The sequence below is a fragment of the Azospira sp. genome (assembly GCF_030247495.1).
GTDB lineage: Bacteria > Pseudomonadota > Gammaproteobacteria > Burkholderiales > Rhodocyclaceae > Azospira > Azospira oryzae.
In genome coordinates, this window is the sequence record NZ_JAOTRW010000002.1 from 701870 (window position 1) to 721747 (window position 19878).

Annotated in this window: 19 protein-coding genes and 1 tRNA gene; 4 read left to right on the plus strand and 16 right to left on the minus strand. The window is 64.4% G+C overall.

The genetic code is table 11. The features are described 5' to 3' along the window. Positions 1-204 precede the first annotated feature (204 nt). From gmd to OEL49_RS03265, 11 genes are all read right to left on the minus strand, one after another. Positions 205-1296, minus strand: coding sequence for a GDP-mannose 4,6-dehydratase (gene gmd / locus OEL49_RS03215; RefSeq protein ID WP_287873997.1), 1092 nt, complete (start codon positions 1294-1296; stop codon positions 205-207). A 14-nt stretch (positions 1297-1310) separates the two neighbouring features. Then, positions 1311-2282, minus strand: a complete 972-nt coding sequence (fcl, locus tag OEL49_RS03220; protein WP_287873998.1) for a GDP-L-fucose synthase — start codon at positions 2280-2282, stop codon at positions 1311-1313. Beyond that, positions 2279-3715, minus strand: coding sequence for a mannose-1-phosphate guanylyltransferase/mannose-6-phosphate isomerase (locus OEL49_RS03225; protein ID WP_287873999.1), 1437 nt, complete (start codon positions 3713-3715; stop codon positions 2279-2281). Before OEL49_RS03225 ends, fcl begins: the two co-directional genes overlap by 4 nt. A gap of 178 nt (positions 3716-3893) precedes the next feature. Further along, positions 3894-3969: transfer RNA gene (locus OEL49_RS03230), tRNA-Ala, on the minus strand. Between the two features lie 55 nt (positions 3970-4024). After that, positions 4025-5659, minus strand: coding sequence for a methyl-accepting chemotaxis protein (locus tag OEL49_RS03235; RefSeq protein WP_014235214.1), 1635 nt, complete (start codon positions 5657-5659; stop codon positions 4025-4027). A gap of 132 nt (positions 5660-5791) precedes the next feature. Next, positions 5792-6802 carry an L-threonylcarbamoyladenylate synthase gene (locus tag OEL49_RS03240; protein ID WP_014235215.1) on the minus strand — a complete coding sequence of 337 codons (1011 nt, stop codon included), beginning with the start codon at positions 6800-6802 and terminating at the stop codon, positions 5792-5794. A 19-nt stretch (positions 6803-6821) separates the two neighbouring features. Further along, positions 6822-7976 carry a 5-(carboxyamino)imidazole ribonucleotide synthase gene (locus OEL49_RS03245; protein ID WP_287874000.1) on the minus strand — a complete coding sequence of 385 codons (1155 nt, stop codon included), beginning with the start codon at positions 7974-7976 and terminating at the stop codon, positions 6822-6824. Positions 7977-7999: 23 nt separating this feature from the next. Next, positions 8000-8500, minus strand: coding sequence for a 5-(carboxyamino)imidazole ribonucleotide mutase (gene purE, locus OEL49_RS03250; RefSeq protein ID WP_014235217.1), 501 nt, complete (start codon positions 8498-8500; stop codon positions 8000-8002). Then, positions 8497-9351, minus strand: coding sequence for a bifunctional methylenetetrahydrofolate dehydrogenase/methenyltetrahydrofolate cyclohydrolase FolD (folD, locus tag OEL49_RS03255; protein ID WP_014235218.1), 855 nt, complete (start codon positions 9349-9351; stop codon positions 8497-8499). Before folD ends, purE begins: the two co-directional genes overlap by 4 nt. A 122-nt stretch (positions 9352-9473) precedes the next feature. After that, positions 9474-10091: an indolepyruvate oxidoreductase subunit beta gene (locus OEL49_RS03260; protein WP_014235219.1), complete on the minus strand. Its 618-nt coding sequence runs from the start codon at positions 10089-10091 to the stop codon at positions 9474-9476. A gap of 9 nt (positions 10092-10100) precedes the next feature. Further along, positions 10101-11966: a thiamine pyrophosphate-dependent enzyme gene (locus tag OEL49_RS03265; RefSeq protein ID WP_014235220.1), complete on the minus strand. Its 1866-nt coding sequence runs from the start codon at positions 11964-11966 to the stop codon at positions 10101-10103. A gap of 267 nt (positions 11967-12233) precedes the next feature. Between OEL49_RS03265 and OEL49_RS03270 the strand changes: the two genes are divergently transcribed. Both OEL49_RS03270 and OEL49_RS03275 read left to right on the plus strand, forming a co-directional pair. Next, complete coding sequence (locus OEL49_RS03270) at positions 12234-14051, plus strand: methyl-accepting chemotaxis protein (RefSeq protein ID WP_014235221.1); 1818 nt, start codon at positions 12234-12236, stop codon at positions 14049-14051. Positions 14052-14170: 119 nt separating this feature from the next. Beyond that, a complete protein-coding gene (locus tag OEL49_RS03275; RefSeq protein ID WP_014235222.1) occupies positions 14171-14611 on the plus strand; it encodes a DUF411 domain-containing protein in 441 nt (146 codons plus the stop codon). Positions 14612-14699: 88 nt separating this feature from the next. Here OEL49_RS03275 and OEL49_RS03280 read toward each other — a convergent pair whose 3' ends face one another. The 3 genes from OEL49_RS03280 to OEL49_RS03290 are packed head-to-tail and all read right to left on the minus strand — an operon-like array spanning position 14700 to position 16147. Next, on the minus strand, positions 14700-14894 hold the full coding sequence (locus OEL49_RS03280; protein WP_014235223.1) for a YqaE/Pmp3 family membrane protein: 195 nt from the start codon (positions 14892-14894) through the stop codon (positions 14700-14702). A 3-nt stretch (positions 14895-14897) separates the two neighbouring features. Beyond that, the gene (locus tag OEL49_RS03285) at positions 14898-15557 is read right to left on the minus strand and encodes a BON domain-containing protein (RefSeq protein WP_014235224.1); all 660 of its coding nucleotides are present in this window, start codon (positions 15555-15557) and stop codon (positions 14898-14900) included. Then, on the minus strand, positions 15554-16147 hold the full coding sequence (locus OEL49_RS03290) for a phosphoheptose isomerase (protein WP_014235225.1): 594 nt from the start codon (positions 16145-16147) through the stop codon (positions 15554-15556). The genes OEL49_RS03285 and OEL49_RS03290 overlap by 4 nt, the downstream gene beginning before the upstream one ends. A 166-nt stretch (positions 16148-16313) precedes the next feature. On the opposite strand from OEL49_RS03290, the gene OEL49_RS03295 reads away from it, so the two are divergent. Continuing rightward, on the plus strand, positions 16314-17780 hold the full coding sequence (locus OEL49_RS03295) for a 3'-5' exonuclease family protein (protein WP_152089776.1): 1467 nt from the start codon (positions 16314-16316) through the stop codon (positions 17778-17780). 45 nt (positions 17781-17825) lie between these two features. On the opposite strand, the gene OEL49_RS03300 is transcribed toward OEL49_RS03295, so the two are convergent. Together OEL49_RS03300 and OEL49_RS03305 are read right to left on the minus strand one after the other, a co-directional pair. Further along, entirely contained in the window at positions 17826-18275 is a 450-nt protein-coding gene (locus OEL49_RS03300) for a GreA/GreB family elongation factor (protein ID WP_014235227.1), read from the minus strand. A gap of 359 nt (positions 18276-18634) precedes the next feature. Next, positions 18635-19225, minus strand: a complete 591-nt coding sequence (locus OEL49_RS03305) for a TetR/AcrR family transcriptional regulator (protein WP_014235228.1) — start codon at positions 19223-19225, stop codon at positions 18635-18637. Between the two features lie 107 nt (positions 19226-19332). Here OEL49_RS03305 and OEL49_RS03310 point away from each other — a divergent pair, with 107 nt between their 5' ends. After that, positions 19333-19827 (plus strand): HPP family protein, encoded by a 495-nt coding sequence (locus OEL49_RS03310; protein ID WP_014235229.1) that lies wholly within the window; start codon positions 19333-19335, stop codon positions 19825-19827. Positions 19828-19878 lie beyond the last annotated feature (51 nt).

Consider the following 19878-nt stretch of genomic DNA (forward strand, 5'->3'; position numbering starts at 1 on the left):
ACAATTCTTTGAGCAGACACTGTCGTTTGACCTGTCGCTGAACGACATTGAGCTTCGACGTCGACAACATGGGACGCGACCAGCGAAGGACTTCGCTTCCAACCCCCATCCAATGGGCGATCGCGCTCCGACAACAACAGTGCTGCGCAATAGCTCTGCAACGAAGCGGGCGTTCCAGCCATCATGGCTGCAACACGGTCAACATCACTCGTGATAGTCCATGGCTTTGAAGCCATGCTTCTTGACCAGTTCGTCGCGCTCGGCACTCTTCAGGTCTTCGCGCACCATCTCGGCCACCAGTTCGGCGAAACTGGTCCTGGGGGTCCAGCCAAGTTTTTCCTTGGCCTTGCTGGGATCACCCAACAGGGTTTCGACTTCCGTCGGACGGAAATAGGCAGGATCGACGGCGACGATGCACTTACCGTGGGCGTCGTAACCCTTTTCATCCACCCCGCTGCCCTCCCAGCGGATCTGCATGCCCAGTTCCTGGGCGGCCGCATTGACGAAGTCCCGCACGCTGTACTGCACACCGGTGGCGATGACGAAATCTTCGGGCCTTTCCTGTTGCAACATCAGCCACTGCATTTCCACATAATCCTTGGCGTGGCCCCAGTCCCGCTTGGCATCCATGTTGCCGAGGAACAGGCAGTCCTGCAGCCCCAGCTTGATACGGGCGAGGGCCCGGGTGATCTTGCGGGTCACAAAGGTTTCGCCGCGAATCGGGCTTTCATGGTTGAACAGGATGCCGTTACAGGCATAGATACCGTAGGCTTCACGATAATTGACGACAATCCAGTAACCATAAAGCTTGGCTACCGCGTAAGGACTGCGGGGATAGAAGGGCGTGGTTTCCTTCTGAGGAATTTCCTGGACCAGACCATAAAGTTCTGACGTGCTCGCCTGATAGAAGCGGGTCTTCTTCTCCAACCCTAGAATACGGATAGCCTCAAGAATCCGCAGCACCCCAAGTGCATCGGAATTGGCGGTGTATTCCGGCTCCTCGAAGCTGACGGCGACATGGCTCTGGGCCGCCAGGTTGTAGATTTCATCGGGCTGGGTTTGCTGAATGATGCGGATCAGGCTGGAACTGTCCGTCATGTCGCCGTGGTGCAGGAAAAAGCGAACGCTCTCTTCGTGCCGATCCTGGTAAAGGTGATCGATACGGTCCGTATTGAACAGGGAAGTGCGGCGTTTCAGTCCGTGGACGATGTAGCCCTTGCTCAGCAATAGTTCAGCAAGATAGGCGCCATCCTGGCCGGTAACGCCCGTGATGAGGGCGACTTTGGGTTTAGACATACGGTTTATTCCCTCTATGAGCGGGGTAATTGAATTTCTACGAAATCCCTGTAGGCAGCAGACAACCCCTCTTCCAGGGATACTTTGGCCTGCCAGCCGAGAGCGTTGAGCCGGGAGCTGTCCATCAGCTTGCGCGGCGTGCCATCCGGCTTGGAGGCATCAAACTCGATCTTTCCCGAATAACCGGTTACCCGGGCAACGGTCTCCGCCAACTCGCGGATTGTAATGTCATAACCGCAGCCGACATTGATATGGCTCAGCATGGGCTGGGTATGCTGGTCATAGCGGGCCTTGTCCAGATTCATCACATGCACGCTGGCAGCCGCCATGTCGTCCACATAGAGGAACTCCCGCATCGGCGTACCGCTGCCCCATACCGTCACCACCGGTACATTGGCGCTTTTCGCCTCATGGAAACGCCGGATCAGGGCCGGGATCACATGGGAATTTTCGGGATGGTAATTGTCGCCGGGACCATACAGATTGGTTGGCATGACACTGCGATAGTCCACACCATATTGCCGGTTGTAGCTTTCGCACAGTTTGATCCCGGCAATCTTGGCCACCGCATAGGGTTCGTTGGTCGGCTCCAAGGTTCCTGTCAGCAACGCCCCTTCCGCGATCGGCTGGGGTGCCAGCTTGGGATAGATGCAGCTGGAGCCGAGGAACAACAGCTTCCGGACACCTGCACGAAAAGCCGCATCGACAACATTGGCCTCGATCATCAGGTTGTCGTAGATAAACTCGGCCGGGTAGGTGTTGTTGGCATGAATACCGCCGACCCTGGCGGCTGCCAGATAGACCTGCTCCGGACGCTCGGCCGCAAAGAAGGCGCGTACCTCCGCCTGGTTTGTCAGGTCCAGTTCCGCATGAGTGCGGGTAATGATGTCCTGGGAACGAACACCTTGCCCGAGTAAGGTCCGGACGATGGCGGAACCGACCATCCCGCGATGGCCTGCTACATAAATTTTGGGCATGGGACTCATTGTTGCTGGGGGGCTCTACCGTAGGTGTCGTGCAGGCGCACGATGTCATCCTCGCCCAGATAACTGCCGGACTGGATTTCCACAATCTCGAGTTCAACCACGCCCGGATTCCGAAGGCGATGCACTTCGCCGATGGGGATATAGGTGGACTGATTTTCGCTGAGGAGGAAGGTGTTTTCGCCACAGGTGACTTCCGCCGTACCCTTGACCACCACCCAATGTTCGGCCCGGTGGTGATGCTTTTGCAGGCTGAGGCTGGCGCCCGGCTTGACACCGATGCGCTTGACCTGGAAACGCTCGCCCCGGTCTATGCTGTCATACCAGCCCCAGGGACGAGCCACCTTGCGATGGGTAACCGCCTGGGTGCACTGGGCCTGCTCAAGGCGGGTCACCACGTCCTTGACCTGCTCGGCCTTGTCCCGGTGGGCCACCAGCACCGCATCGGGCGTATCGATAATCAGCAGATTATCGGTCCCCAATGCCACCACCGGACGATGGGGAGCATGAATGAAGGTATTGCTGGAGTGGTGAACCATACCCTGGCCTGCCACCCGATTGCCGTCCCCATCCGAAACCTGAAGATCGGCAACTGCATTCCAGCTGCCTACATCGCTCCACTGCCCCTCGAAAGGGACCACCGCCACATTGTCATGCTGTTCCATGACGGCGTAGTCGATGCTCTGGGAGCGGCAGGTACCAAAACTTCGGGCTTCAGGCCGAACAAAGGCATGACCGCTGGGAGACACCTCGACCTGCGCATCAGCCATGGCCTGACGGCACGTCAGCAGGATATCCGGAGCATGAGCCTCAAGCGCTTCCAGCAAAATGACTGCCCGACAGAGGAAAATACCGGCATTCCACAGGTTATCCCCGGCCAGCAGTAACTCCTGGGCCCTGGCCAGGTCTGGCTTTTCGATGAAACGCCCGGCATGGAAACTGCCATCGGCACGAGAATCGCCGCGCTGGATGTAGCCGTAAGCGGTACTGGGAAAAGAAGGAACAACCCCGAAGGTCACCAGCGCACCGGCCTGGGCTGCCGGCACACCCTGACGGATGGTCCGGAGGAAGCCTTCCACATCAGGGACATGATGATCTGCGGGGCAGAAGAGCAGCAGATCGAGGCCATCCTGGATCGCCTGCAAGGCCGCCAGGGCCATGGCAGCAGCTGTATTACGCGCAGCCGGCTCCAGAATGACGGCGCCCGCCACACGGGCTGCCAGCATGTCGTCCGTCACCATGAAGCGATGATCTTCCGCCGCCACGGCCAAGACCCGCTCTCCCAGTCCGCTGGTACGTTCAAAAGTCAGCTGCAGCAGGCTTTTGTCACCCAGGAGGGGCACAAACTGTTTGGGAAAACTCTTGCGGGACAGAGGCCAGAGCCGGGTCCCGGATCCACCACAAAGGATGACCGCTGTAATGGTGGGATTCTTCATGAAATGACTGCATCCTCTTGGTCTAGGAAACACCGCGCACCGACATGTACCCCCGTCGAGCTGGGTCTTGCCCTCCTCTGCCGCTTCCGGACCACCTTGCCAGACTCGGCAGCCGGAACGTCCAACCCTTGAGAGGAAAGATTGCAGGCCTGCCCCCGAAAGGGCTGCCTTGAAATGGTGGTGGAGAGGAGGAGGATCGAACTCCCGACCTTCGCATTGCGAACGCGACGCTCTCCCAACTGAGCTACCCCCCCACGAAGAGGAAAGAATTATAGCAACAAGGTCTTAGCTGTCAAAAAGACAACGTCTTCACGACACCCGGAAATAGCTGACGGTCTGACGCAACTGGTCGGCCAAACCTTCGAGTTGCTCGGCCTCGGCGGCATTGTTCTGCATGGTGGCGTTGGTTTCCTCGGCCATGGAGGCAATGTGCTCCACATGTTTGGCAATGTCGGTGGCGGTAGTGGCCTGCTCGGTGGTGGCCAGGGCCACATCCCGCACCTTGCCGAGGGAATCCAGGGCCTGACGATGGATTTCGTCGAGCATGGCGGTGGCCTGGGTCGCCAGTTCCAGCCCCTTGTCCACCTGGGGAGCGGCCGTCGCCATGGCCTGCACGGCGGTCTGGGTCTCCTCCTGGATGGAGTCGATCATCTGGGCGATTTCCGTGGTGGCCTTGGCGGTTCGCTCAGCCAGCTTGCGCACCTCATCGGCGACGACGGCGAAACCCCGGCCCTGTTCGCCGGCCCGGGCTGCCTCGATGGCGGCGTTCAGCGCCAGCAGGTTGGTCTGGTCGGCAATTTCCTTGATCACATTGGCGATGCCGCCGATCTCCTGGGAGCGCTGCTGCAGCAACTGGATCTGCTCCGACGAAGTGGCCACGGTGCGGGAAATGAGCTCGATTTCCTGGGCCGCGTTCTTCACCAGACCGGCCCCCTCCTCCGCCAGGGCGGCAGTCTGGGAGGAGTTTGCTTCGGTCTGGGTGGCGATTTCGGAAACTTCGCTGATGCTCACCGTCATCTGCTCGATGGAGGCGGCCGAGGCCGAGGTGGACTGGGCCTGGTTATGGGCCGCGACGCTGGTTTCCCGGGCCGCCACCGACACATGCTCGGCGCCGGAAGAGAGGCGGGAAGCCATGCCGTTGATGTCGCCGAAAATGTTGGCCAGCTTCTGTTGCATGGTCTGCATGGCAGCCAGAAGACTGTCGGGGGAACTGTACTCCACCGGCCGTACCAGATCGCCTTCGGCGATGTGGCGGACCACTTCCACCGCGTAGGCCGGCTCACCTCCCAGCTGGCGCAGGATGCTGCTGTTGATCAGCCAGGAGATGACAGAAAGGATAGCCAGGGTAATGACCACCATGATGCTGAACAGCAGGGCCTGCTGGCGGAATACGGCATTGACGTCATCGACGTAGATACCCGATCCCACCACCCAGCCCCAGGCCGGAAATTCGGCCACGTAGGAAATTTTCGGCGCCGGCTGGTCGAAACCCGGTTTCGGCCACAAATAGTCCACAAAGCCCTTGCCGCTGGCCTTGACCACGTTTTCCATTTCCTGGAAGAACAGCTTGCCGTTAGGGTCCTTCAGGGCGGCCTGGGACTTGCCTTCCATATCCGGCTTGATGGGATGCATGAGCATGACCAGGTTGCGGTCCTGAACCCAGAAGTATTCCTTGCCGTCGTAGCGGACGTTGCGCAGGGAATCCATGGCCTGGCGCTTGGCCTCTTCCTCGCTCAGCTTGCCGGCCTGCTGCTGCTTGTGGAAATAGTCCACCACCCCCAGCACCGACTCCACCACATTGCGGGTCTTGAGGCGGCGGTCTTCCATCAGGTTGTCCCGCAGGACGTAAAGGGAAAATATCCCGACCGCGAGCAGGCCAAGCACCACCCCGGCGAAGAAAATCATCAGGCGCGTACGCACCTTGATCCGTTCGAAATTAAACATTCGACCCCCTGACTAGAAGCCCCTCTGCGGGGGCCGCAACACGAACCGTTGAACCACCATCGGCGCTCCGGCGCCTTTTTTTCATGGTGGCAGAAAAAGTAAAAGGGGCCAACAAGTGCCGGCCCCCAGGAATCACTCGCCCGAACCGAAGGCGGCCCGCCGCAGACGGTCGGCAACCGCCGCCCAGGCCGGGCCTTCCGGCAACGCCTCGACCACGATGGTGTCGGCACCGGCGCCATCCAACTCCCGCAGGGCCCCATAGAAGCCGTGGGCATAGCCCGCCGGATCGGCCGGCAGCATCTTCCACACATGGGGCATGCCCGCATGGGGTGGCTGACTGTGGCAGATGACACCGCAGAAGCCGCCGCGGTGGCGCACCACGTTGAGAAAATCGAGAAGACGCTCCCGGGCCACCACTTTGAGCCGGGTGCGGGGGGCGTAATGGGCTTCCAGGGTGCCGGAGGCCCGGGGCACGGCGCCCAGGGGCTTTTCCGGCCGGACACCGATGACGGTCTCGATCTGCTCCGGGGTGATGTGGCCGGGCCGCAGCAGCCGGGGGACACCGGAAGAAAAATCGATGATGGTGGATTCGATCCCCACCGGGCAGGCTCCGCCGTCCAGGATAAAGGGCACCCGCTCGCCCAGTTCGTCGGCCACATGCTGGGCGGCGGTGGGGCTGATACGGCCGAAACGGTTGGCCGAAGGGGCTGCCACACCGCCGCTGCCACCGGCCTGGGCAAAGGCCCGCAACAGCGCCAGGGCCACCGGATGGCCGGGCACCCGCAGCCCCACCGTGTCCTGGCCGCCGGTCACGGCATCGGGCACCCAGGGCTGCTTTTTCAGAATCAGGGTCAGAGGACCGGGCCAGAAGGACTCAGCCAGCTCCCAGACGGCATCGGGAATATCTGCGGCCCAGCGTTCGATCCAGTCGTGTCCGGGCAGATGGACGATGAGGGGATGATCCGCCGGACGCCCCTTGGCGGCGAAGATCTTGGCCACCGCCTCCGCATTGGAGGCATCCGCCCCCAGACCGTACACCGTCTCGGTGGGAATGCCCACCAGCTCGCCGGCCTGGAGCAGTTGCACCGCCCGGTCGATATCGGCCGGGCTGGGCGGGCAGGCGGAAATGGCGGCGGCTTGCATCAGGATTCCGGTGCCCCTTTTACTCGTCCTGGATGCCGATGGCGGCGCGGGCCGCCATCGCGGCCTGCTGCACCTGCACCGGGTCTTCGCCGATGACGGTGAAGTGGCCCATCTTGCGGCCCGGGCGGGCGTGGTGCTTGCCGTAGAGATGCAGCTTCAGATTGGGTACCGCATAGAGCTTGGACCAGTCCGGCTCCCGGTAATGCTCGACCCCATCCTTCTCTTCGTACCAGATGTCGCCCAGGATATTCACCATGACGGCGGCGCTGTGGGCCCGGGCTTCACCGAGGGGCAGGCCGCAGAGAGCCCGCACCTGCTGTTCGAACTGGTCGGTGACGCAGGCATCCAGGGTGTAGTGGCCGCTGTTGTGGGGCCGGGGCGCCATTTCATTGACCACCAGCCGGCCGCGGGAGATGAAGAACTCCACCCCCAGAGTGCCGATGTAGCCCAGCTTCTCGGCGATGCGCTCGGCGATTTCCTGGGCACTGTCGGCGGTGCAGGCGGAGGCCCGGGCAGGGACGATGGAGACATCCAGGATGCCCTTGCGGTGCTGGTTCTCGCCCACGGGGAAGCAGGCCACCTTGCCGTTTTCATCCCGGGCCAGGACCACGGAGACTTCGTAATCCAGGGGCAGCTTCTGCTCCAGCACGCAAGCCTCGCCCTTGAAGCCGCGGAAGGCGGCCAGGGCCTCCTCCCGGCTGTTCACCACGGCCTGGCCCTTGCCGTCGTAGCCGAAGCGGGCCACCTTGAGGATGCCCGGGAACAGGCCGGCACTGGCCGCTTCCAGGTCGGCCTCGCTGCGGATGGCGGCGAAGGGGCCGTGGGGCAGGCCGTTATCCTGGAGGAAGGTCTTCTCGACGATGCGGTTCTGGCAGACGGAAACAGCCGCCGCAGCGGGACGCACCGGCAGGAACTTGGCCAGGTAGTCCAGGGTGTCGGCAGGAACGTTCTCGAATTCGGTGGTGATGGCGGCACAGCCCTGGGCCAGTTCGTCCAGGGCGGCATAGTCGTCGTAGGCGGCCGCCAGATGGCGCTCGGCGATCTGACCGGCGGGACTGTGGGGATCCGGGTCCAGGACCCAGACCTTGTAGCCCATTTCGTGGGCGGCAGAAACGAAGAAGCGGCCGAGTTGGCCGCCGCCGAGCATGCCCAGGGTGGCGGGAGGCAGGATCATGGCCATGGTTTCCGGGTCTCCGCTCACACTTCCGGCAGCTTCATGGCCAGAACCTTCTCGCTCTGGGCCTGACGGAAATTGGCCAGCTTCTCGGCCAGCTCCGCATCATGGGTGGCCAGCTGGGCCACGGCGAAGAGGGCGGCGTTGGCGGCACCGGCTTCGCCGATGGCGAAGGTGGCGACGGGAATGCCCTTGGGCATCTGCACGATGGAATAGAGGGAGTCCTGGCCGGAAAGGTGCTTGGAGGGCACGGGCACGCCCAGCACCGGCACGATGGTCTTGGAGGCCAGCATGCCCGGCAGGTGGGCGGCACCGCCGGCACCGGCGATGATGGCCTTGAGGCCCCGTTCGGCAGCAACGGCGGCATAGTCGAAGAGCAGGTCCGGCGTGCGGTGGGCGGAAACGACGCGGGCCTCGAAGGGCACGCCGAATTCCTTGAGCATGACGGCGGCCGCCTGCATCACGGGCCAGTCGGAATCGGAACCCATGACGATGCCGATCACGGGGTGCTTGGGCTGGTTCATTGCGCTGCCTTTCGCTCGGCGGCCTCGATGGTGTTGGCCAGGAGCATGGTGATGGTCATGGGGCCGACGCCGCCGGGCACCGGAGTGATGAGGGAAGCCACTTCCTTGCAGGAATCGAAATCCACGTCGCCGCACAGCTTACCGTCGGGCAGACGGTTGATGCCCACGTCGATGACCACGGCGCCGGGCTTGATCATGTCGCCGGTGATCATGCGCGGACGGCCCACGGCAGCCACCACGATATCGGCGCGGGAGGTGTGGAACAGCAAATCCTTGGTCTTGGAATGGCAGATGGTGACGGTGGCGCCCGCATTGGTCAGCAGCAGGCCCATGGGCTTGCCGACGATGTTGGAGCGGCCCACCACCACGGCTTCCTTGCCGGCCAGGTCCACGCCGCCCTTTTCGAACATCTTCATGACGCCGTAGGGAGTGCAGGGGATGAAGCGGGGATTGCCCTGGGCCAGGGCACCCACGTTCTCGGCGTGGAAGCCGTCCACGTCCTTCTCGGCGGAAATGGCCTCGAGCACGGCTTCTTCGTCGAAATGCTTGGGCAGGGGCAGTTGCACCAGGATGCCGTGCACCTTGGGATCGGCGTTCAGTTCGGCGATCTTGTCCAGCACCACCTGGGGATTCACATCCTTGTCGTAGGTGATCTTCTCGGAATACAGGCCCACCTTCTCGCAGGCATTGACCTTGTTGCGCACGTACACCTGGGAAGCGGGGTCTTCACCCACCAGAATGACCACCAGGCCGGGGCGGTGGCCCTTGGCCGTCAGGGCTGCGACGCGGGACTGGAAGCTTTCGCGCAGCTCCTGGGCCAGCGCGTTGCCGTCGAGAATTTGTGCCGTCATGGATTTCTCTGCCAACAAAAAAGAAAAGGGGAAAGGCGAATGCCTTTCCCTTTGAATTGCCGCAATTTTATCAGAACCCCGGGGAGAATGGACCCTCCCCCGGATCGCGGCCTGCCCGAGGCTCAGGCCAGAGCCGCTTCGGCAGTGGCGGCCACCGCGGCCCGACCGGCGGCAAAGGCCTTGCGGTTCTGCTCCACCACCTTCTCGCCCTTACGGGCGAAGCGCTGCAGGATGCAGTTAAGCAGGATGTCGGCGGAGAAGGGCAGATGGTCGGCCACCGCCCCCAACATGACCGTGTTGCCGAGACGGATGTCCCCCAGATCCTTGGCGATGGCCATGGCGTCGAAGGCCACCACGCGGCAGCCGGAATCCTTCATGGAACCGACGGGATCCGCGGGGTAGTCGTAGAGCCCCAGGTCCACCACCGGCGGGGTCAGCTGGGCGGTGTTCATCAGGGCGATACCCTCGGGTACCAGCATGTGGCGCCAGCGCATGGCCTCGGCCGCCTCGAAACCCAGCAGCACATGGGCGGTGCCCGGGGTGATCTGGGGCGACAGCACCTTGGGGCCGAAACGCAGATGGGACGAGACCACGCCGCCGCGCTGGGCCATGCCGGCCACTTCGGTCTTCTTCACGTCGTGGCCCAGGGCGATGGCTGCCTCGGCCAGGATTTCCGTGGCCGTCATGACCCCCTGGCCGCCGATGCCGACAACAAGAATATTGGTCGTTGCAATGCTCATGGCGCGCTCTCAGTGCTTCTTGAGGATGTTGATGGGCACCACCGTCTCCGCATGGACGATGGCATCGGGGGCGCAGGGCTGGACGCAGAGGCCGCAGCCGGTACAGGCAGCAGTCTCGATGCGCACGAAATTGAGGTCCACTTCCCGGCCGTTGGGCTTGATGGCCTTTTCCCGCCGGGTGACGTGGATCGCCGGGCAGCCCACTTCGACGCAGTTGCCGCAGCCGGTGCATTTGTCGTCCATGACCGTGAAGGGCTTGAGCTTGTGGTAGGCCTCGGTCAGCACGCAGGGCTGGTCGGTGATGATGACGGAAGGCTCGGCCACCTTGACCTCCTCGCGGATGGCCTTGAACAGCACCGGCAGCTCGTAGGGGTTCACCTTGTGCACCCGCTCCGGCTTGACGCCCAGGGCCTGCACCAGCTTGACGAAATCCACCCGCGGCGCTTCGTTGCCGTGGATGTCCAGGCCGTTGCCCGGGTTGTTCTGGCCGCCGGTCATGCCCACGGCCCGGTTGTCCAGCAGCAGCACGGTGACGTTGCCCTGGTTGTAGACGATGTCCAGCAGGCCCTGCATACCCATGTGCAGGAAGGTGGAATCACCGATCACCGCCAGGATGCGCTTGTCCTTGTCCGACTCGCCCCGGCCCTTGTCCAGGCCCAGCGCCACTCCCATGGATGCCCCCATGGAAATGCACGTATCCAGGGCATTCCAGGGGTGGCCGGCCCCCAGGGTATAGCAGCCGATGTCGCCGGCGATGGTGATGTTGCGCACCTGAGACAGGGTGTAATAGACGCCCAGGTGGGGGCAGGCCACGCACATGGTGGGCGGCCGCGGGAACACCTGCATCGGCGCCACCGCGGTGACGGCCGGCACCGGTTCGCCGCGCAGCTTGGCGATGGCGGCCTTGAGCACGGGCGGCGCCAGCTCGCCGATGCGGGGCAGGATGTCCTTGCCGTGCAGGGCGATGCCCTGGGCCTTCAGCTCGGTTTCCAGCAGGGGCTCCACCTCTTCCACCACCACCACTTCGTCGCACAGGACCGCCAGTTCGCGGCACTTGTCGATGGGTGCCGGGCAGGAGAAGCCGAGCTTGAGCACCGGTGCCTCGGGGAAGGCTTCCTTGACGTGCATGTAGGCGGGGCCGGAGGTGATGAAGCCGAGGCGGCGGTCGCTGCCGGCCTCGATCACGTTCAAGGGAGAAACCTCGGCCTCGGCCTTGAGAGCGGCTTCCCGCTCGAACATCAGGGGCAGGCGGCGGGCGGCGCCGGAGGGGGTCATCACCCAGCGGGCCGGCTCCTTCTTGAAACCGGCACCCACATGCTCCTGACGTTCGCCCACGGTGACCAGGGCCTTGACGTGGCAGATGCGGGTGGTGAGGCGCAGGATCACCGGCACCTGGAAGCGCTCGGACAGCTCGTAGCCGAGCTTGGTCATCTCGTAGGCTTCCTGGGAGTCGGCGGGCTCCAGCACCGGCAGGTGGGCGAAGCGGCCCCAGTAGCGGGAATCCTGCTCGTTCTGGGAGGAGGAGAGGCCCACGTCGTCAGCCACGGCGATCACCAGACCGCCGGCGACGCCGGTCAGGGTCAGGGTCATGAGGGCGTCGGAGGCCACGTTCATGCCCACGTGCTTCATGCAGCAGAAGGAGCGGGAACCGGCGTAGGCCGCGCCCACCGCCACTTCCAGGGAAACTTTTTCATTCACCGACCACTCTGCGTAGAGGTCCGGATAGGTCGAAATGACTTCCAGCATTTCCGTCGCCGGCGTGCCCGGATAGGCCGCGGCAACCTTGACACCGGCCTCCCAGACGGCGCGGGCAACGGCTTCGTTGCCGGACATGAGCAACCGGCTCTGGGCCGGCACGGGCGCAATAGCGGCCATGTTGTCTCCCCCTGCTTTGTTTCAGGTGTTGATAAAGCGGGGGATGTTAACAGGCTCCATACGGTGGCGTCTTGACACAAGTCAACGACACGGAGGGGATAGATGCCTGAAAACAATGACTTCTGGCCATGAAAAAGGCATGCATTGCAGTCGCTTTGAAAATGCATCGCATTACCCGGTAAACCCCCTAGTTTCGGCAACCGGATTTGCGTATTACCATTGGTCCCACCGCGAAAAACGTGAAATAGTTGGCACAGGAGACCCGGAATGAATAATGCACCGCAGCAAAAGAGTGCGTTCTGGCAGTTGTACGAAAATATAGAAAAAACCTTCTTCAATTCACTTTCGAAGAAACTGTCCAGTTTTCTGCTGCTTTTCTGCGTAGACCTGGGTTATCTGGGCGTCTATTTCTACCAGCAAAACACCATCCAGCAATTGCTGCATAGCGGCAATGCCAGCCCCGAACTGCTCGCCCGCATCGGCGCCAGCCTGGATAGCGGCCTCTACATCATGGGCGGGCTGACCCTGTTGGCCCTGGTCATGAACATCGGCCAGATCCTCTACCTGCGCCATCTCATCGTGCGGCCGGTGAAGGTCATCACCGGCATCTTCAACGAGATCGCCCGGGGCGAAGGGGATTTCTCCCGGGACCTGCCCCTCATCACCCAGGACGAATTGCGGGAGCTTTCCGCCGGTTACAACCGCTTTGCCGAAAAGATGCGGCAGATCATCGGCGAAGTGCGCAAGATGTCCGTCAGCATCGCCCGGGAGGCGGTGCTGGTGAAGGCCCGGGTCGAGGACACGGTAAAGAGCGCCCGGGAACAGGTACGCCTGACGGAGACCGTGTTCACCGCCAGCAGCGAAAGCACCCGGGCCATCCAGGACGTTTCCGGCAGCACCCACGCCATTTCCGACTCGACCCACGGCAACCTGGACATCGCCCGGCAATCCCTGGGCGAGATGCAGGACATCGCCGGCAAGATCAACGCCGTCAGCGACAAGGTGACCCGTTTCAACCAGACGGTGGACGACCTTTCCCACCGCTCCGAGAGCGTCAAGCAGATCGCCGCCCTGATCCGGGACGTGGCCGACCAGACCAACCTGCTGGCCTTGAACGCCGCCATCGAGGCGGCCCGTGCCGGCGAGGCGGGCCGCGGCTTCGCCGTGGTGGCCGACGAGGTGCGCAAGCTGGCGGAGCGGGTGAACAAGGCCACCGCCGAAATCGCCGGCAACATCAACGGCGTCATCACCCTGGTGGAAAACACCCGCAGCGAAAACGACGAGATCAACGCCGACGTGCTGCAGACCCGGGAGGTGGTGAGCCGCTCCGCCGAGCAGTTCCAGCGCATGGTGGGGGATTTCGAAGGCACCAGCGAAAAGCTGCTGCAGATCGCCGCCGCCATGGAGGAACTGTCCGCCACCAACGAGCAGGTACATGAGAACGTGGACGGCATCCACCGCCTCTCCGGCAGCGTCGCCCAGCACATGGAGGAATCGGAACAACGCACCCTGGAGCTGGCCCAGGCCACCGAAGCAGTGCAGGAGCTGGTGTCCCGCTTCAAGATCGGCGCCGGCGCCTTCGACCAGGCGGTGGACCGCACCCGCCGCTTCCGCGACGACCTGCAGGCCGAACTGGAAGCCATGGCCAAGCGGGGCATCAACATCTTCGACCGCAGCTACCAGCCCATTCCCGACACCAACCCGCAGAAATACAAGGTCAGCTGGGGCGACACCTATGCCCAGACCTGCCAGGGCCTGCTGGAAAGCTGTCTCAAGGACATCCCAGGCTGCGCCTTCGCCGTGGGCATGACCAGCGACAGCTACCTCTCGGCCCATAACCTGAAGTACTCCAAGCCCCTCACCGGCGATTACGAGACCGACCTGGTGGGCAACCGGGTCTGCCGCAAGTTCGAGCGCCCCTCGGAACTGCGCTCCGCCGCCAACACGGAACCCATGCTGCTGCAGACCTACCAGCGGGATACCGGCGAAGTGCTGTGCGACATCGCCATGCCCATCTACGTCGGCGGCCGCCATTGGGGCAACGTGCGGGTCGGGGTGCCGGCCGACGCCCTGCTTGCCACGTGAGAAGCCGGAGCCGCCCCGGGTTCGCGCCCGGGGCGCCCAATTCCCCGAACCTGATCCAGGACAAAGCCGGGCGAACTTAGTCCGGCGACAATGTGCCACCGACCTGCCGAAGGAAAGCCATGACCAAGACTCCCCTCCTCGCCGCCGCCCTGCTGGCCCTGGGCGCCCAACTGGCCCACGCCGCCCAGCCCCTGCCCGCGGTGGATGTTTACAAGAGCCCCTACTGCGGCTGTTGCGGCCAGTGGGTGGAACACATGCAGGCCGCCGGGTTCACCGTGCGCAGCCACAACGTGGACGACGTGCCCGCCGCCCGCAAGCAGCTGGGCATGCCGGACAGCCTGGGTTCCTGCCACACCGCCCGCATCGGCAACTACGTCATTGAGGGCCATGTGCCCGCCGCCGACGTCCAGCGCCTGCTCAAGGAAAAGCCCAAGGCCGTGGGCCTGGCGGTGCCGGGCATGCCCCAGGGCGCCCCGGGCATGGAAACGGCCCGACCCCAACCCTACGACACCCTGCTGGTGAGCAACGACGGCCAGACCCGGGTCTTCGCCCGGCACTGAGCCGAGCCCGCCGGGAAATAGCAGAAAACAGCAGCAAACAAAAAAGGGGCCGATGGCCCCTTTTTCAATGGTGATGCTCCGGCAGGAGCTAGTCCGGCCGCCCCATGGCGTCGCGGATGGCCTGCTTCGTGTTCTCCTGGTGGATGATGAAGAAGGCGACGATGGTGGCCGGCAGCCAGCCGATCAGGGTCACCTGCAACACCAGGAGGACGATACCCACCATGACGCGGCCCTTCAGCATGACCGCCAAGAAGGGCAGGAACAGGGCCAGGATGTAGGACATGGCTCAGCCGCCGGCGCGGGGTGAGGTGCTCTGCTTGGGATCCTGCTGCTGGCGCAGGTCCAGATCCTTGGCCTGGGCATCGCTGATGATCTCCAGCACATTCACCACCTTGCGCACGCCGGCGGTGGTGCGAGCCACCTCGATGGCGGCCTTGGCCTCGCGCTCGGTGACCATGCCCAGCAGGTACACCACGCTGGCTTCGGTCACCACCTTGACGTGGTTGGCGGAGAAGCGCTGGGCATCGATGAAGCGGGCCTTCACCTTGGAGGTGATGTAGGCATCGTTGCTGCGGGCGGACAGGGAACTGATGCCCGCCACCTGCAGGTCGTTGGTGACGCCGGCCACATTGGGCACGGCGGCGACGATCTGCTCGGCCTGGGCCTTGGCCTCCTCGCTGATCGCTTCGCCCGTCAGCAGCACCTTGCGGTTGTAGCTGGTGACATTGACGTGGAGCTTGTCCTTCAGCTGGTCGGAGAGACGGCTGGCAGCCTTCACCTCGATGCCCTCGTCTTCCACATAGGTGCCGGAAGAGCGGCGGTCGGTGGCCATCAGCACGCCGGCGGTGACGCCGCCGGCAACCACGGGGAAGCAGCCCTGCAGGGTCGGCACCAGGGCCGCCAGCAGCAGGGGCAGGGCGATACGGGATTTCAGGGACTTCATCATTCTTCAACTCCCAGCAAGAGACAGTCGATGCCGTCGCAGATGCAGTGGATGGACAGGAGATGGACTTCCTGAATGCGGGCGGTACGGTCGGCCGGCACGCACAGGTGCACATCGCCCTCCCGCAGCATTTCGCCGATCTTGCCGCCGCCCTTGCCGGTCAGGGCCACCACCCGCATGTCGGCATCGTGGGCAGCCTGGATGGCTTCCATGACGTTGCCCGAATTGCCGGAGGTGGAGATGGCCAGCAGCACGTCGCCGGAGCGGCCCAGGGCCCGCACCTGCTTGGCAAAGATGACGTTGTAGGCGTAATCATTGGCGATGGCGGTAAGGATGGAGCTGTCGGTGGTCAGGGCGATGGCCGCCAGTTCCTGGCGCTCGGCCTCGAAACGCCCCACCAGCTCGGCCGCGAAGTGCTGGGCGTCGGCGGCGGAACCGCCGTTGCCGCAGGCCAGGATCTTGCCGTCGTTCACCAGGCAATTGACCATGGTTTCCACCGCTTCGGCGATGGGGGCGGCCAGCAGTTCGACGGCGTCCAGCTTGGTCTGGGCGCTGTCCTGGAATTGCTGGCTGATGCGGGAAATCAAATCCATAGTGGTTTGAGGCAGTTGCGTTGGAAAAGTGAGGGCCATTCTAACATGGGGCCTTCGCCGCCCCGGGGTAACGGCTTGTAACGGGTGGGGGCGCAGCGGCGGCACGTATTGTCGCCCCCGGGCGAGAGGGCTAGACTTCACCCCCCGCTCAGCCCCGGTGCCCTGCATGGCCGACCAGCCCCTCGCCTCTCCCCCCGCCCCAGCCCCTTTCCGCGAACCTTTGGTGTTCGTGGACCTGGAGACCACCGGCGCCAACCCGGTGCGGGACCGCATCACCGAAATCGGCATCGTCGAGGTCTCGGCCGCCGGCGTGACCCAGTGGAGCAGCCTGGTCAATCCGGGCATTCCCATCCCGCCCTTCATCCAGGGCCTGACCAACATCAGCGACGAGATGGTGGCCGACGCGCCGCCCTTCGCCGACCTGGCCGAAGAGGTGCTGGGGCGCCTCAAGGGACGCCTTTTCGTGGCCCACAACGCCCGCTTCGACTACGGCTTCCTCAAAAACGAATTCCGCCGCCTGGGCCTCAAGTTCCACGCCACCGTGCTGTGCACCGTCAAACTGTCGCGCAAGCTGGAGCCCCAGCACCACCGCCACAGCCTGGACGCCCTGGTGGAACGCCACGGCCTCTACGACGAGCACCGGCACCGGGCCCTCTCCGACGCCCGCCTGATCCACCAGTTCTGGGACCGCCTGCACGGCAAGTACGCCCCCGAACCCATCTGGGCCGCCGTGGAGACCCTGACCCAGCGCCCCAAGCTGCCACCCCACCTGCCGCCGGAAGCCCTGGACGACCTGCCGGAACTGCCCGGTGTCTATCTGCTGTACGGCCAGGAGGCGGACGGCGAGCCTCTCTACATCGGCAAGAGCAGCAACCTGCGGCAGCGGGTCTTCTCCCACTTCTCCGGCGACCAGAAGGACGCCCGGGATACGGCCATGGCCGCCCAGGTATACCGGGTGGAATGGCGGGAGACCGCCGGCGAACTGGGCGCCATGCTGCTGGAGGCCAAGCTGCTGCAGGCCCACCGCCCCAGCCTCAACCGGCACCAGAAGAAGGGCGGCGAGCTGTGCGCCTGGCAGCTGGTGCAGGAGGCTCCCGGCGACTTCCGTCCCCGCCTGGTGCTGGCCGACGAACTGGACTTCGGCCGCAGCCCGGACCTCTACGGCCTCTTCAACTCGGCCAAGGAAGCCCGCAACAGCCTGAAGAAGATCGGCGACGCCCACCACCTGTGCCACGTCCTCCTGGGCCTGGAGAAGCAGCGCCCGGGCAAGCCCTGTTTCGGCCACCAGATGCACAACTGCAAGGGCGCCTGCTGCGGCAAGGAAAGCCTCAGCCAGCACAGCGCCCGCCTGATGGCGGCCCTGGCCAAGCTCAAGGTGAAGGAATGGCCTTACGCCGGCCCCATCGGCCTGGTGGAAAAGGACGACTTCAGTTCCACCACCGACCTGCACGTGGTGGACCATTGGGCCTACCTGGGTACCGCCCAGCGGGAAGAGCAGGTGTGGGAAATCCTGCAGCAGCAGGGCAGCCGCCCCGCCGCCTTCGACCAGGAGACCTACCGCCTGATCAACAAGGCCATCGCCCAGGGGGCGGTGGAGGTCCGGGAACTGACGCCGCCCGTGCAGCCGGCATGAAAAAAGGCGCCCGCGGGCGCCTTTTCTACGACTGGGCCGCAGGCCTCACATGGTCAGCCAGCCCCGGGCTTCCGGCTGGAAGGGCAGGTCGGCAATGATCCAGCGGCCTTCGCTCCAGCCTTCCATCTCCAGGCGCACCGGGTCGCCGACGCGCAGGCCGAAAATGGCCGAACCGAGGGGGCACAGCACCGACCAGCAGCCCTCGTCCGGATCGTGGTCTTCCGGATAGACCAGGGTCACTTCCCGGCGGCGGCCGCTGTCGGCGTCGCTCAGCACCACGGTGGAATTCATGGTCACCAGGTTGGGCGGGATGGCTTCCGGCGGCACCGGGTTGGCGGCCCGCAGACGGCGCAGCACGGTGCCGGCGGAAACGTGGATGCTCTGGTCCCGCAGGTAGAGGCGTTCGATCAGCCCCACCAGGCGCTCCTGGTCCAGGGCGGAAATGATCAGGGCTCCCGGGGCGGGGGAAATCTGGGCGGTTTGGGATTGGGGCATGGCAGCTCCTCACGACAGGCCGTCCGGCTCGAGGGTCGGCGCGGCAACAAACAGTAAAAATCGGGGAATGGGGTACAGGGTGAAACCGGCAACACGCCCGGCAGCGGCCGTCTCGGCAGCGCTACCGGGCCGGCGGGAGACAGGCCGGGAAACGCCGGCCGCCCCACCCGGACTGCACCGCCGGCTGCCGCGCAGCCGCCATCCGGGCCTCGCCACGGCGGGCGCCCCGGAAGAAAATGGCGGCAAAAAAAGCTGACGGCATGATGGCTGCACCAATATGGGGCACAAAGATGATGGCGCCAGTCTAGCCCAACCCCTGGCCGGGGGTAGTCGGCCAAGCACTTACGTCGATATACGGACTATTCGGTGCCAAACTCCGCTTCAACACGCTGCAACAGCCAGCGCCCGTCGTTGGCCAGCAGTTCGCCTTCGCCCATCTGGCTGCGCACGATCAACCCTTCCACCACCACCATGGCGCAGCGGGCCGCCATGGGGGCCCGCTCGCCCAGGCGGGGGGCCAGCCACTCGGCCAGGAGGCGCTGCAGGTCATCCTTGTGGGCCCGGGCAATGGCGGCGACACCGGCGATGCCCTCCCCCACTTCCGCCACCGCGTTGATGAAGGCGCAGCCCCGGTAGTCCGGCTCCGCCGCCCAGGCCAGCAGGATGTCGACAACGGCGGCCAGTTCCGGCGGCCGGGCCGCCAGACGGGCCTGGAAGCCGGCCAGCCAGCGCCGGTGACGCCCTTCCAGGTAAGCCCGGATGAGGTCGTCCTTGGCCGGGAAGTGGCGGTAGAAGCTCATCTTTGCCACGCCAGACTCGGCAATGATGCGGTCGATGCCGACGCCCCGCAGGCCGTGCTGGTAGAAGAGCCGGGAAGCGGTTTCCAGGATGCGGGCCCGGGCCCCTTCCGGGTTGGGATCGTCGGACGGGGCCAGCAGTGTGTCGGACATGGGCACTCCAGGAAGCGGTGGCTGAAAAACGGAATGGTGCCACATTGACAGACAGATCTGTCTTGCACAATATACAGACCTGTCTACATCAATCCCCGAGGAATGCCATGCTCCCGTTGTCCGCCGCCAAGGCGCCGCCCGCGCCACCCCTGGCCTATATCGCCATTTCCATGCTCGGTGCCGCCGTGGCCATCGGCAGCATCGCCGGACTCAGCCTGTGGAGCGGCACTCCCTGGCTCATGGCGCCCTTCGGCGCCACCTGCGTGCTGGCCTTCGGCCTGCCCGACAGCCCCCTGGCCCAGCCGCGCAACATCGTCGGCGGCCATCTTCTGGCCACCGCCGTCGGCCTGGCGGTGCTGCATACCCTGGGGGACGGCTGGCTGGCCTCGGCCCTGGCGGTGGGGCTGGCCCTGGGCCTGATGCAATGGACGCGCACGGTGCACGCCCCCGCTGGCGCCAATCCGCTGCTGGTCCTGGCGACCAAGCCGGCCCTGGGCTTTCTCTTCAGCCCGGTACTGCTGGGCGCCCTGGTCATCGTCGCCTGCGCCCTGGCGGTCAACAACGCCCGGCAGCGGGGCAGCTATCCCAAGTACTGGTATTGAGGCCGGAGGCGGCCAGGGCCGGGGCACCTGCCCCGCGCCTGGCCGGCCCGC

Coding starts and splice junctions, on each gene's coding strand:
- OEL49_RS03285 (WP_014235224.1), bottom strand. CDS start 15,557: ATGATGAAGTCCCTGAAATCCCGTATCGCCCTGCCCCTGCTGCTGGCG.
- OEL49_RS03300 (WP_014235227.1), bottom strand. CDS start 18,275: ATGCCCCAATCCCAAACCGCCCAGATTTCCCCCGCCCCGGGAGCCCTG.
- OEL49_RS03280 (WP_014235223.1), bottom strand. CDS start 14,894: ATGTCCTACATCCTGGCCCTGTTCCTGCCCTTCTTGGCGGTCATGCTG.
- OEL49_RS03235 (WP_014235214.1), bottom strand. CDS start 5,659: ATGTTTAATTTCGAACGGATCAAGGTGCGTACGCGCCTGATGATTTTC.
- OEL49_RS03245 (WP_287874000.1), bottom strand. CDS start 7,976: ATGATCCTGCCTCCCGCCACCCTGGGCATGCTCGGCGGCGGCCAACTC.
- fcl (WP_287873998.1), bottom strand. CDS start 2,282: ATGAGTCCCATGCCCAAAATTTATGTAGCAGGCCATCGCGGGATGGTC.
- folD (WP_014235218.1), bottom strand. CDS start 9,351: ATGACGGCACAAATTCTCGACGGCAACGCGCTGGCCCAGGAGCTGCGC.
- OEL49_RS03270 (WP_014235221.1), top strand. CDS start 12,234: ATGAATAATGCACCGCAGCAAAAGAGTGCGTTCTGGCAGTTGTACGAA.
- OEL49_RS03305 (WP_014235228.1), bottom strand. CDS start 19,225: ATGTCCGACACACTGCTGGCCCCGTCCGACGATCCCAACCCGGAAGGG.
- OEL49_RS03240 (WP_014235215.1), bottom strand. CDS start 6,802: ATGCAAGCCGCCGCCATTTCCGCCTGCCCGCCCAGCCCGGCCGATATC.
- OEL49_RS03295 (WP_152089776.1), top strand. CDS start 16,314: ATGGCCGACCAGCCCCTCGCCTCTCCCCCCGCCCCAGCCCCTTTCCGC.
- OEL49_RS03275 (WP_014235222.1), top strand. CDS start 14,171: ATGACCAAGACTCCCCTCCTCGCCGCCGCCCTGCTGGCCCTGGGCGCC.
- OEL49_RS03290 (WP_014235225.1), bottom strand. CDS start 16,147: ATGGATTTGATTTCCCGCATCAGCCAGCAATTCCAGGACAGCGCCCAG.
- purE (WP_014235217.1), bottom strand. CDS start 8,500: ATGAACCAGCCCAAGCACCCCGTGATCGGCATCGTCATGGGTTCCGAT.
- OEL49_RS03260 (WP_014235219.1), bottom strand. CDS start 10,091: ATGAGCATTGCAACGACCAATATTCTTGTTGTCGGCATCGGCGGCCAG.
- OEL49_RS03225 (WP_287873999.1), bottom strand. CDS start 3,715: ATGAAGAATCCCACCATTACAGCGGTCATCCTTTGTGGTGGATCCGGG.
- OEL49_RS03265 (WP_014235220.1), bottom strand. CDS start 11,966: ATGGCCGCTATTGCGCCCGTGCCGGCCCAGAGCCGGTTGCTCATGTCC.
- gmd (WP_287873997.1), bottom strand. CDS start 1,296: ATGTCTAAACCCAAAGTCGCCCTCATCACGGGCGTTACCGGCCAGGAT.
- OEL49_RS03310 (WP_014235229.1), top strand. CDS start 19,333: ATGCTCCCGTTGTCCGCCGCCAAGGCGCCGCCCGCGCCACCCCTGGCC.